Origin of the sequence: Bacillus sp. 7884-1, assembly GCF_002272245.1 — a bacterium.
In the GTDB taxonomy this organism is placed as follows: Bacteria; Bacillota; Bacilli; order Bacillales; family Cytobacillaceae; genus Neobacillus.
Map to the genome: position 1 here is coordinate 1 of NZ_NPDD01000178.1, position 12238 is coordinate 12238.

General features: G+C 34.6%; 9 protein-coding genes. 2 read left to right on the plus strand and 7 right to left on the minus strand.

Translation table 11 applies throughout. The features are described from left to right. Nucleotides 1–26: 26 nt before the first annotated feature. Nucleotides 27–539, plus strand: a complete 513-nt coding sequence (locus CHI06_RS20075) for a JAB domain-containing protein (protein WP_095250382.1) — start codon at nt 27–29, stop codon at nt 537–539. Nucleotides 540–659: 120 nt separating this feature from the next. On the opposite strand, the gene CHI06_RS20080 is transcribed toward CHI06_RS20075, so the two are convergent. The 6 genes from CHI06_RS20080 to CHI06_RS20105 form a co-directional block, all read right to left on the minus strand. Next, nucleotides 660–1822 (minus strand): IS3 family transposase gene (locus CHI06_RS20080; protein WP_095250383.1). Its coding sequence is split into 2 segments (ribosomal slippage): nt 660–1543 and nt 1543–1822, totalling 1164 coding nucleotides; the frame shifts between segments, so codons are not numbered across the junction. A gap of 218 nt (nt 1823–2040) precedes the next feature. After that, the gene (locus CHI06_RS20085) at nt 2041–4101 is read right to left on the minus strand and encodes an AIPR family protein (RefSeq protein ID WP_095250384.1); all 2061 of its coding nucleotides are present in this window, start codon (nt 4099–4101) and stop codon (nt 2041–2043) included. Between the two features lie 18 nt (nt 4102–4119). Continuing rightward, nucleotides 4120–5040: a PD-(D/E)XK motif protein gene (locus CHI06_RS20090; protein ID WP_257009383.1), complete on the minus strand. Its 921-nt coding sequence runs from the start codon at nt 5038–5040 to the stop codon at nt 4120–4122. Beyond that, nucleotides 5033–7744, minus strand: a complete 2712-nt coding sequence (locus tag CHI06_RS20095; protein WP_095250390.1) for a Z1 domain-containing protein — start codon at nt 7742–7744, stop codon at nt 5033–5035. The genes CHI06_RS20090 and CHI06_RS20095 overlap by 8 nt, the downstream gene beginning before the upstream one ends. Next, on the minus strand, nt 7728–9158 hold the full coding sequence (locus CHI06_RS20100; RefSeq protein ID WP_095250386.1) for an ATP-binding protein: 1431 nt from the start codon (nt 9156–9158) through the stop codon (nt 7728–7730). Before CHI06_RS20100 ends, CHI06_RS20095 begins: the two co-directional genes overlap by 17 nt. Before the next feature lie 24 nt (nt 9159–9182). Next, nucleotides 9183–9803 (minus strand): recombinase family protein, encoded by a 621-nt coding sequence (locus tag CHI06_RS20105; RefSeq protein WP_095250387.1) that lies wholly within the window; start codon nt 9801–9803, stop codon nt 9183–9185. A gap of 566 nt (nt 9804–10369) precedes the next feature. Here CHI06_RS20105 and CHI06_RS20110 point away from each other — a divergent pair. Beyond that, nucleotides 10370–11086 (plus strand): response regulator transcription factor, encoded by a 717-nt coding sequence (locus CHI06_RS20110; protein WP_095250388.1) that lies wholly within the window; start codon nt 10370–10372, stop codon nt 11084–11086. 203 nt (nt 11087–11289) lie between these two features. On the opposite strand, the gene CHI06_RS20115 is transcribed toward CHI06_RS20110, so the two are convergent. Then, complete coding sequence (locus CHI06_RS20115; protein WP_095250389.1) at nt 11290–12123, minus strand: HNH endonuclease; 834 nt, start codon at nt 12121–12123, stop codon at nt 11290–11292. Nucleotides 12124–12238: the final 115 nt, after the last annotated feature.

Consider the following 12238-nt stretch of genomic DNA (forward strand, 5'->3'; position numbering starts at 1 on the left):
TATTATGACAGAATGAGGTAAATTTAATGGAAAAAATTTATGAAGTAATTAAAATCAAACAAATAGTTAAAGAAATAGATGAAGAGTTGATCGATCGAGTATATGGTCCTTTCGAGGTGAATAAAGCTGCTCATTATTTAATAGGGGATGACGATAGGGAAGTATTTTTAGTAATATGTTTAAATACATTTCACAATATAATAGCTGTTCACCGTTGCCATATTGGTTCACTTAGTGCAACTATTATGTCCCCTAGAGACGTATTTAAAGCGGGAATATTAAACAATGCTAGTGCTATAATAGTGGCTCACAATCATCCCTCAACACATCTACTGCCTTCGGAAAAGGATTTTGAAGTAACTAAGACATTATTAAAAGCAGGAAATATCTTAGAAATACCGCTACTTGACCACATTATTATTAATTCAAATGGAGATTACCTCAGCTTTAAGGAAGAAGGATTTTTGAATAAAAACAGAGTTGTTCGCAAAAGGGTTAACCCTTCAACCAAAATTAATCCTGTTTTTACAAAAAAATAAAATCAATAAAAACCAAGCTATTGAATTTTTCTAACAGTGTTAGGTGGTAAGTATTCAAACATAAAAGAGCTAGGTAGTATTGAACTGACCTATTAAAATGAGACATCGAAAAAGCACCGATTATGCTGCCTGTTCCCTAAACTCAATAGGGGACAGGTAGTTTAATTTTGCCTGAAGTCGTGTTTTATTATAATGATTGATGAGTTTTTCAACTCTTTCGATTACAATAGAATTCGTAAGAAACTCTCTTCCTTGAGAGTAGAATTCTTCTGACTTTATGGTGGAGTGGAAGGATTCAATTACGGCATTATCCAAGCAATTGCCTTTCCGGGACATGCTTGTGGTAATGCCTTTTTCTTTTGCTATTCTTTGAAATGAGTATGACGTATATTGAGCTCCCTGATCGCTATGAAGTATTAAATTACTCGTTTCCCGACCTTCTGCAGCGTCCTTTAAAGTATCTATCACTAAAGACACTTCTTGGCTGGCACTAATTCGATATGCAATTATTTCATTATTATATAAATCCATGATAGTGCTAAGATACAACATAGATTGTCCGAAAGGAAGGTAAGTAATATCAGTTACCCATTTTTCATTTAGTCTAGAAGCTTTAAAATTCCTATTTAAGTGGTTAGGGACCACAACTTTCATTTCACCAGCTATATTATTTTTACGTTTTGGCTTAACCCTGCATTGCAGATTATATTTTTGCATAATCCGTTGTACAGTATTACGATTGACCTTCCTCTTATAATCACGTATTAGCCAGGCTCTGACTGTCCGATGGCCAATTAGAAATTTATTGCGTTTACAAATTTCAATAATTTGTTCTTCAAGTTCAGTTTTAGCTTTTGGATTCTGATTTTTCCACCTATAGTAAGTTGATCTAGGTATATCTAAACATTTACAAAGTAAAGTTACACTATATTTATCTTTTAATTTTTCTACTAAGTCGATTACAGCTTCTGGAACCAACTCCTCTCGATTTCTTGGTACTTTTTTAAAATTTCTAATTGTGCCTTTAAGTACTCATTTTCTCTCTTTAATTGCTCATTTTCGGATAATTCCTCACTACCTTTCCCATAACTGTATTGTTTACCAATCCCTTGTGCTAATCGATATTGTTGCCCCTCACGATACCACTGCACCCACCTTTTAACCTGTGTAACATTTGTTATACCGAACTTGTCCATAATTTCACGATTAGAATACTCACCACTTAACTTCATCTCCACAACTGCCTTTTTAACTTCATCTGAGTATGCAATTTTTTTCCCCATAAGAAAACACCTCCTGAGTTACGTATTATTTAAATACGCTTCAGGGGGTGCTTTTTCCTTTGTCTTATTTAATTAGGTCTCTCCAGTATACCACTTAGCTCTTATTATGGCAGTATAAAATTTTAATATCTACAATTAAAGCACTTATCTTTATAGGAAAATTCCCCATAGGAATCTGTAATCAGATTTATTTTAGTTAGTCTACTGGCAATTGTCTGTTATAGATAACCTGATTTACTACCAGTTATTACTTCCCATCCTTCTTTTAACGCTTTTTGATATAAAGCATACAGCACTTTTGCCTGTTTCTCGGATGGTAAAGGGATTTTGCCGTCTGTATATTTTTTTAAGATGTCTCTTTGTGTGATGGTTAAGGATTTCATGTTATTATTACTCAAATAGTATCCTTGAAGCTGCATCCAATGTTCAAAATTAGTTCGAATGACAAACGCTTGGATTTCAATACCGCTGTCTAATTCTTTTTCTTTTTTTCCTGATTTTTGTTCGAATTTTTCTTCATCAGTAGTGATAACCAGTTTCTTAAGTGGTGATAAATCGAATTCTATCGTGCTGACATCTTTCCAGCATGCCTCTTTTTTACACCATTGTGCAATATTGGCGGAACCAGCTGGCGGATTCGTAATTCTTTCATAAACTTTCTTTGTAATAACTTTCATTAATTCTATTAATTCAATTGGCAATTGCTGTTCTTCCCATATTTTGGAGAAGTCAAAGAATACTTTCCTTTTATGAATAGCATGCGAGAGCAATGCGATGGAATAAGCAACCGTTTGTGCTCTAAAGGCATTTTCATACCAAGAAGCTTGCGAGACAATTTTTTCAGTCTTTCTGAATAGAATGACCCTTGATACAGCATCTCTAAAATACTTTTCTGTAATCGCCATATGGTTCTTCTCTAAGGTATCTGTTACCGATTTGGCAAACTCTTCAAAGCTGTATTGTGCACCTTTAGAAACGATATGCGGTTTTCGATCCCATGCATTTTCACTCTTTGCCAAGAATGTTTTTTCAATCAGCTTATCCTTAGGATTTTCCAGCTGGAATTGATTTTTCTTCGCTTTTGTTAAATAAGCCTGCTCATTTAAATATTCTCCGCGTACTCTTTCATAAAACCAATGAATACGTTTCTGAGAACCATCACGAGTAGAAACCCAAATCCGTTTTGAATAATCCTTCATTTCTTTATGGAATGGACTATTTGAGAAGAAATCAGATTTGTTTACTTTATTTTGAGTGTTGGCAAACTGCGATACGCTCGATACAAACTCGCCTTTTTTCTCAATATTATTCACAACTGATAATTTCATTTGAACAGATATTTTTGAAATATCGATCTTTGAGTTCTTTTTAGCCGCATAAATGGAAGAAGTCGTTTGCCCGCCGTTCACGATTTGGAAATCGGTGATTTTCGTGATTTTTCCATTTTTCGTTTCCACATTTGTTGCCGTTGCAGTGATTCCATTATTATAGGCGAAAAACATATCCGGTTTATACTGAATCGTATTTCGGATTCCTTGGTTTACCCCGCCTCTAAATTGTAAGAAGGTACGAACATTTTCCTCAAGTAGTTTTTGCCCGTATTCATCGTATATTTTAAATAATTCTTCCCCGTCCATAATCGCTAAATAGGATTGATATTCATCCGATTGGGTCTGAACTTCAAGATAGGGAATATTCAAGTTAATTTCATATGATCCTGAACCGTTTTCAGACATATAGATACTAAATAAATAATTAATATCGATAATTTTATGTTCACAGGAAATTCCTTCAATCGACTCGTTTGGAATACTTGTAATCGTGCTTGTCAATTTACCATCGGTTAAAATAATAAAACGAAATTTGTCTATTAATTTATTTTGCGCATTTCGATATAAATTAAAAGCCAATGAATAAGCATCCGATGTCTCTTCTAAATCTTGATATAAACTATCCATGCTTAAGGAAGCAAATTTTTTCAAACGGGTAAATTTTTGTGTTATATGCTGTCTTGTTAATGTTTCAATCGTATCCTCCTGGAAGAATTGAAAATTAATCAGTGTAAATATTTTTCTGTCTACATCATAATCATATCCATAAACTTCGCAGCCTGGTTTAATAAACTCCGCCATTTCGTAATTATTGGTCAGGTCCCCTACACGCATAAGATCCTCACAAACTAATTCGAAAAATGATTGAGCCTTCATTAAACCTCGGCTTTCAGAATCAGAAAGGATAGATTGTAAGAAATCCTGATGGAACTCTTCTACGGTTATCAAACCTTACATCTCCCTTTACTACAGAATTGAGTTAATACTCACTTTAAATGGTGAACAGCCTGATAAATCAATGCTATATTTCAAGTTTGGTATCAGTGGAGAAACATGTTCCATAGCGATTTTAGGGAATCCTTCTCTCACTTCATAACTTGTCACCTGCTCTAAAAGAAACGTTGACAGCGTTTCCTGCGGTATTTCTGGAAAATAACCATACTCTTCAACCTTCTCAATAAACTCACTTAAAAGATTTTCATTTTGAATAGTTCCCATAATCGATTTTACCAAGTCTGCGATGGTTTCCCCGCTTGCCGCTTCATTTAGAGCACAGGCAAATAGATACAAAGGATTTTTTTCGGAATTCAATTGTTCTTTAGAAGAAATCCAAACTCTATTACCGGAAGTCATTCGAAAGGATTTCACCTCAATCGCTAAGTACTCCAAAAGGAAATCCTGTTTATCTCCAAGTGCACCAACCCAGCTGTGAATTCCGGCACTATCGCCATAGGCAGGAATGATAGTATCGCGCAATATTTTTAATTCACTATATAAACCCATTTGTTCTTCTTTTGACATGATCTTAAACGTCGATTTGCGCAGCAGCTTCTGCCACCGCTCCAGCCGTTTCATGACATTTACAATGATATCTTCATCATGTTCCTTCATCACACTGATTAAATCATTGCAAAGGATTAAGAAAATCTCCCAATCTTTCGTATCTTTTAATAGTAAAATAAGCTTGTTCGGCGTTGAAGATTGATCAAGCTGAATCTGAATTCCATTCAGCTTGATCTCGCGGATTGGCTGCTTAAAGTCTTCGTCGCATTGGATCATTAATCCATATTGATTTAAGGCATCCACAATCCAAAACGCATGATAGGTGATCGATTCTTTCACTCTTATGCGGCTGAGCCGATCTAATTGTAACCAGGGATTATTCATCTTCGTAGACAACCTCTTCACCAACTTCATCTTTATACGCTTCTTCCAGCTGCTTTTTATAAACACTATTAATTCGAACTTTAACTGTGTTTACAAAAGAATCTTTTACTATAGGGAAGCTGATACTAAAGCCAACAGCGTTAATTTTATTCTTATTTTCATCCTCAAGCGCTAAAGCATGGACGAATAAAACGGGTTTCACCAATTTCCGGCGCATTTCATGTGATTTTAATTTCTTAAATTCAGCCGGCATGATAATAGCTTCCGGGTTCGCCCGTGAAAGCTGTCTATTGGCTACTTCATAATAGCCCTGCTTTTCTTTCACCGTACGGAATTGGCGCTGCACTTGTACAGAGTCAGTCTGGAATGTTGTCTCGCTTTTACCGTTGTATAAGACCACGTCCCAGTTTAACTTACCTGCTTCGATATATTCTTTAATAAATTCTATCGGCATTCTTGATTTTAAGCCCAAAGGGTCATGCTTATATAAATAGTAATTTTCCACAAAACGCTGCACAATCGTCTTGTCGACATTTTTCCAGACATGACTATCTGAGGCAGCGTGATCATAACCGCTATTTTGTAACGCTTGAATGGTTTCTTTTAAAAGCGTTTCATTGGCATCAAGATCTGCTGGAATCTTGCTGATCCACCTTGTTTCTTTAATCTGACCATCAAGGTTCATTTCTAAAAACATATCTTCGGTATATTTTGATTTATTGCGGGCTGTAACCTGGAGCAGACTGTCTGGATGCAGCTGAACAGCCAATCCAAAGTCTTCCGGTGTTAAATTTTCCTCGCGCATATCATTTAAACGGCTGACTAATTCATTCGTAGCATCAATGATAAAACCAAATTTCTTATTCATATCATCTGTTAAGTACACCCTGCAAATATCCTCATAACCAATACGGTATCCGAACCAGCGGCCCATTTGCATTAATGTATCATAGTAAATCGTTGTTCTTAAGAAATAACTAACACTTAATCCCTCTAACGTAAAACCACGAGACAAGCTTAACCCGCCGACAACGATCACATTGTTTTGGGTATCTTTTCGATACTCTAATGGCGTTTTTGCTTTTTGGTGTACATCGACGATTTGGACCGAATCTACTACCAAGCAAATCTCTTTTAAAATAGTACCAAAATCAAACTCGATATCTTTTAATCTTGTAGAAAATGTTTCTTTCATCGCTTTCAAATGTGGAAATTGGTACGGATTAGGTATATTTCCATACGCTTTAATCTCGGATTTAACTGCCTCATAATAGCTTTTTACCAGCTTCATTATTTTAATATGAACATCTGTGAATCTCGAAATATGGATCAGCATACTATTATGCTTCCGTTGATTTCGCAAATTACGAATCGCGACATTGATTACAAATAAACGGACGGCATCCTTTAAGCTTTCAGGCAGTCTTTTTATCTCGCTTTCATAATCCTTTTTATGCTTGATGATAAATGGGATTTCATTAGGCGGATAGACAATCTCTTCATCTAACTCATAAACAGCCTCATCATTCGGAATTTCAACTACGTATTTATCATTCTCTTTATTAAAAATCTTTTCCGCACCGAAATAATTGGATGGTGCTTCTAAAGCGTAAATAAAATCACTTGGGAATAAATCTCTGCCCGCGCCCTCATTTTTAGCTGTATGATCAATAAATATGTTGGCATATGGTGTAGCCGTATAAGCAACATACGCACTCTTCTTGAATTTCTGTAAAAGGAGTCGGATTTTCTCGTTTATAACGGTTGGATCTTCTTCTTTTTTGGTATTAATCGAAGCATAGTCCGATTCATCATCGATCACAAGCATGGCTTTATCCACTTGATTCTTATAATGAATATCTAACCATTTTAAAAGATGATCTAAAGTCTTCGTATGTTTTTTAATCACGACTAAAATTGGCTGCTGCATATTATCAAAGTTTGTTGTTCCTTGAGCTCTGGCCGTTTCAATTTTGAAGTCATTTTTAGCGTTTGTTAAGCTGGCAGGCATTTTTTCTCTTTTAAATCCAGATAATTGCCCGACACCCGAGTAGTTTGCGCCAACAAATACTTCATCTAATCGCGCTTGTGTCTGGTCCCGCAAGTTATTTTGTCCGCCTGCGATAACGACGATAAAACGATAACCTGCATCCGCCGCCTTACAAAGTAACGCTGCATAGTTGGAGGTTTTTCCCGATTGGACGTGGCCGACAACCATGCCATATCTTGAAAATGCCTCTAAATCGGGATCTGCTAAGTTATTCATAATCGCATCGGTATCTTCATTTATCGTATCCAATACTTTTTGGGGCATTTCACGTTTCATATACGTCATATAATTATTCAGATAATAATTATCAGATTGTAGTTGTTTCTTACTTGTCCACCATGATAAGTCTCGTGTCTTCTGTTCTTCACCTGTTACTAGAATCCCAGTTGTGATGCGGACATTAAAGGATTGCTCTAGTTCATTGTGGAGATAGTTCCATTCCGTTTCCGTTAATGGGCGTATATTTTTTTCATCTATTCCAAGAATAGTCTTTAGGAACATTGGGGGTGTGCCTTCGATTAATTTTTTCCATTCGTCAATAATGGTCTGGATGGTATCTTCCTGCAAACTGCTTTGTTCCTGAAGAGTTCCTGAAATCTTTTCTTTAACAAGTTTATACATGACATGATGATTTATCTCAGTGTTGGTTTGCATTTTCAAAATAACCCTCCTTATTTTTGTATACTTCTGTCTTCAGTAATTCCTTTATGAATGCTTCACTAATACCCTTTGAACGCCAATTTTCCACAAGGATTTTTATCTCATTTTCATTTATTAATGATTCCTGGTTGACCTTTAACGGATTCGTATTCAGCTGAGCCACAATCGCATCAAGCGGCAAATAACTTTCTAATCCCATTAAAATAACATTTAACAAATGATGCTGGTCTTCTGTTAGAGTATCTTCAAGGCTCTTGATAATCGGGTGCTCCCGGTTGATGGCAAAGTGAATTTCCTTATTATCTGGAACCAGCTCCCAAAAGCGGGTGGTTGTTTTGTCTTCAATCTTCTTGCCTCTTCCTGTAAAAGGTCTTGAACCCTTTGGAGTTACCTGCGAAATAATACGTTTTAAATCCTTCTTAATCTCACTTACAGGATTGGCTGATGATTTTTTAATATCAATACCCCAATCGTGATCTTGATTGTTTGGGATATCTATCTTAATCCGGACCAGCTTATGAGCATCGTTTGCTCGATGCAAACCCCACCATGTACCATGAATCAGAAGGCGGTTGGCACGATATAAATAAAATCCCTGTGATTTGGTGTAGCCGTCTTCCGTCGCGTATTTGTCAAATTCCTTCTGCGAAAGCTTCGAATGATGCGGCAAGATATAAGGCTGCACCGTTATTTCTGAATTTTTGTATTTAATTTTTTCAAGAACCAATTGCTGTGTAGCAATATGCTTTGGATTAAATGGATTAAACGGTTCTAATGTTTGACCATTGACTGAAATTTTCAATACCTTCTTACCAGGAACAATTCCCTCTAAAAAGCAATGAAAGACCAGCGATAAATGGCTTCGTAAAACATCTAATTTATGCGGAATGTCGGCTTCCGTAAATGTATCAATCCCGCGCCATACGACTAATGTTCCGCTCTCTTGGTTCATAAACTCCTCAAATAAAGGAATGTTTTTGTACTTATTGATGTCTGGTGTAATTAATAACCATTCATTTTCACGTGAAATATAGTCTAGATCCCATTGCTTAATGGAAACTATTCCATCCTTTTTTGATAAAACCGTTAAGTCTTTACACTGTGAAAAAGACGCTGTCTTCAGCCCTAAACCAAATTTCCCTAAATCAGAACCTTCTCGAGGTGAATCTGGATCATTGGCTGATAAACGCATAGCGTTAATCAACTCACTATTAGACATCCCTAACCCATCATCTAATAATGAAAAAATAGTTTTCGGATCTGGAAAACAAGAAATTTGAATGTTTTTTGCCTTTGCGGTAATACTATTGTCAAGCACATCTGCAACTGCTACTTCGAATGTATATCCAATATCGCGCAATGATTTAATAAAATTGGATACGACAGGCTGTACTACTTCCGTTTTCACTTCTTCACCCACATTTCTTATTTTTTAAATTGATTCTATTTTTAAGGAATTTTCATATTCCTTTACAAGTTTATAAAAAGTCGTCTTCCCAACACCTGCTTCTTGCATTGCCCTTACTGCCTTGATTTCTCCGGCCTTCCATTTTCTATAAACATGCTCAAATTCTTCAGTAATTTTTGCTTTTGGCCGTCCAAATGAGGAACCATTTTGCATTGCTAGTATAAATCCTTCACTCTGTTTCTTTCGAATTGGTTCACTTTCTTCACTAGCTGTCCAAGAAAGAATCTGTATCACAAGATCCGTAATATAGCTTTCTAAACTATCTTTAAATTGTGTCGTGTTAACTAAAGGCATATTTAACACAACAATATCAGCCTGGATTTTCTTTGTGATGTCAGTCCATTCGCTTAGGATTTCTTGCTTATTCTGGCCTAAGCAATTTAAAGAATGAAGATATACGACATCACCTTGACTCAACATTCCTTTAAGTACCTTGTATTGAAATCGACTGAAGTCTTTGCCAGATTGTTTATCTATGAAAATATTACGCTTGTCTAATTGTATTTTCTTAAATGTGTCCAAATGGTGCCCATCACTTTGATATTTATCGCTAATTCGTATATAACCAAACCTTCGAACATCCATGTTATCACCTTCATTTTGGTTAATATCACTAATGCTATCGAACTAAGTCCATTTAAGTATAAACTAATATACGAACGTTCGTAAACTATTTCTCCAGACTTTACGAACGTTAATATTAACCATATCAAAATAAAATATAATAGATTAAACGTTTCCAATTATTTTTTTTACAATTTCTTTTATAGAATTGCTTTGTATTTTAAAATATCAACCTGCACAACTAAATACACAGTTAATAATTTTATAATATTATAATTACATAATAAATGGAATTTTCCTAGTAAAATTTGGTTTTATCTATTTGGTATTTAACCACTTTTATTTCTAGACCTATTCGAAAAACACATAAGCTGGATCATCATCTACGAAATGCGATGAAATGACTAGCCTCCACTGTAAAAAGGATCAAAGACTCATTATAAGGGTTTTTGGGAATATTATAGATAGAAATCAATACTATTATTTGGTAATATCAAATTATGTTTAAACTAATTATTTAATATGCATTTCTTTGATTTTAACGTTATCCCAATTGTAATTTAATTACCTGTATGGGGGATTATTTAATGGATAAAAATGTAAAAATTTTAGTAGTTGATGATGAAGAGAGAATTCGTCGATTATTAAAAATGTATTTAGAGCGTGAAAGTTATCTTATAGATGAGGCTGAAAATGGCGATCTTGCATTAACAATGGCGTTAGAAAATAATTATGATTTAATTCTGCTCGATCTAATGATGCCTGGGAAAGATGGAATTCAAGTATGTCGTGAGCTTAGAGAAAAAAAGGCTACCCCTCTTATCATGTTGACAGCAAAGGGAGAAGAAGGTAACAGAGTCCAAGGTTTTGAAGTTGGAACTGATGATTATATTGTAAAACCATTCAGTCCAAGGGAAGTTGTATTAAGGATCAAAGCCTTATTACGGAGATCTTCACAGACAAGTTATTTAGAGACATCTTCAGCAGCTAAAGACCTTGTAGTATTCCCGCATCTAGTAATTGACAACGATGCTCACCGTGTTACTGCCAATGGGACTGATGTTAATCTAACTCCAAAAGAATATGAACTCTTGTTATATCTCGCTAAAACACCAGACAAGGTTTTTGACAGGGAAATATTGCTAAGAGACGTTTGGCATTATGATTTTTTTGGTGATCTAAGAACTGTGGATACTCATGTGAAAAGATTGAGGGAAAAATTAAATAGTGTATCTGAAGAGGCTGCGAGTATGATTGTTACAGTGTGGGGAGTAGGATATAAATTTGAAGTTCGTACAAATTAGATCGTTTACCTAAATTTATTCCCATAATAAAGTATTTCAAAATAATTGATAATATCACAATAATATAAATTGTACCCGCGATCGCTCAAGATGCTGAAAAAATAATCTATTTAAGATTACTACAAACGAATAGCAAAAAGTCCTGTAAATTTATTCAGGACTCTTTTAATCGACTTATATGATATATAAATAAGTTTCGAAAATTACCAACCTAAATGATTATCACGAATTATTAGATGTACCCCTCTTTCCTTAACCTCCCTTTTAGTAGGATCAATTTTAATAATTCCTCTTGTTTTTTTTGCATGGCAGTTAGGGCATAAAACCCAAAGATTATCGAATGATTCTCCTCCACCTTTTGACTTCTCTAAAATATGGTCTACCTCAATTATCCATAACTTTTTATTATTAAAATTTAAATATCCCTCCTTAAAACCGCATACCTGACATGTGTGATCTTCTAATATTGCTATTCTCTCTTTTTGAGCTTTGCTTTCTTTTCTCTTTTTTGTTTTTTGCTCACTCTCAATGTATTGTTGGCTATAATCTGTAAATTCCATAGCTTCTTTAAAAATTGCCTTTTTGCTTTTCTGGTTTAAATCATTGCATACAATATCTTCATCATATAAATAGTAATCATCCAATATAAATTTATCTACTGAATTGTGCAAGACTATCTTACTATCAAAATTTATTGTTATATGGTGACGTTTTATTAAACCATTTTCCTTATTATATGTGACGTTTGCATTTTTGAGATATTTATACAAGATTTCAATTGGTATTTTTAATATTCCTTCGTACCCTAAAATTAAAATAATATGTGATATTTCCTTGGATTGGTATAATGTTATTGCATTGGGAGTTACTCCAAACCAATATGAAGTTCCATTTTCATACAACTTTGAATATTTAATTACTACCTTCTCATTATTTTCTAATTGGTAAAAAGTAATTTTATTATCTATTTCACTTCTTTTAAATCCACCCAGTATTTCTAAAGAGTTTAAGTCACTTATTCCTCTTCTCTCTGGCATTGACCTGTCCCCTGTTCTCTAATATTAACTAATTAATTTATTTACTTAATTAAATGGTGCATTTATTCCAAATTTATTGCGGAATAGATCTTTTAAATCATTTTAACTAGATGAT

Bases quoted from the DNA above. Each gene is read 5' to 3' on its own strand.
- CHI06_RS20105 (WP_095250387.1), bottom strand. From the start codon at position 9,803: ATGGATGTTCGAAGGTTTGGTTATATACGAATTAGCGATAAATATCAA.
- CHI06_RS20110 (WP_095250388.1), top strand. From the start codon at position 10,370: ATGGATAAAAATGTAAAAATTTTAGTAGTTGATGATGAAGAGAGAATT.
- CHI06_RS20095 (WP_095250390.1), bottom strand. From the start codon at position 7,744: ATGCAAACCAACACTGAGATAAATCATCATGTCATGTATAAACTTGTT.
- CHI06_RS20090 (WP_257009383.1), bottom strand. From the start codon at position 5,040: ATGAATAATCCCTGGTTACAATTAGATCGGCTCAGCCGCATAAGAGTG.
- CHI06_RS20115 (WP_095250389.1), bottom strand. From the start codon at position 12,123: ATGCCAGAGAGAAGAGGAATAAGTGACTTAAACTCTTTAGAAATACTG.
- CHI06_RS20075 (WP_095250382.1), top strand. From the start codon at position 27: ATGGAAAAAATTTATGAAGTAATTAAAATCAAACAAATAGTTAAAGAA.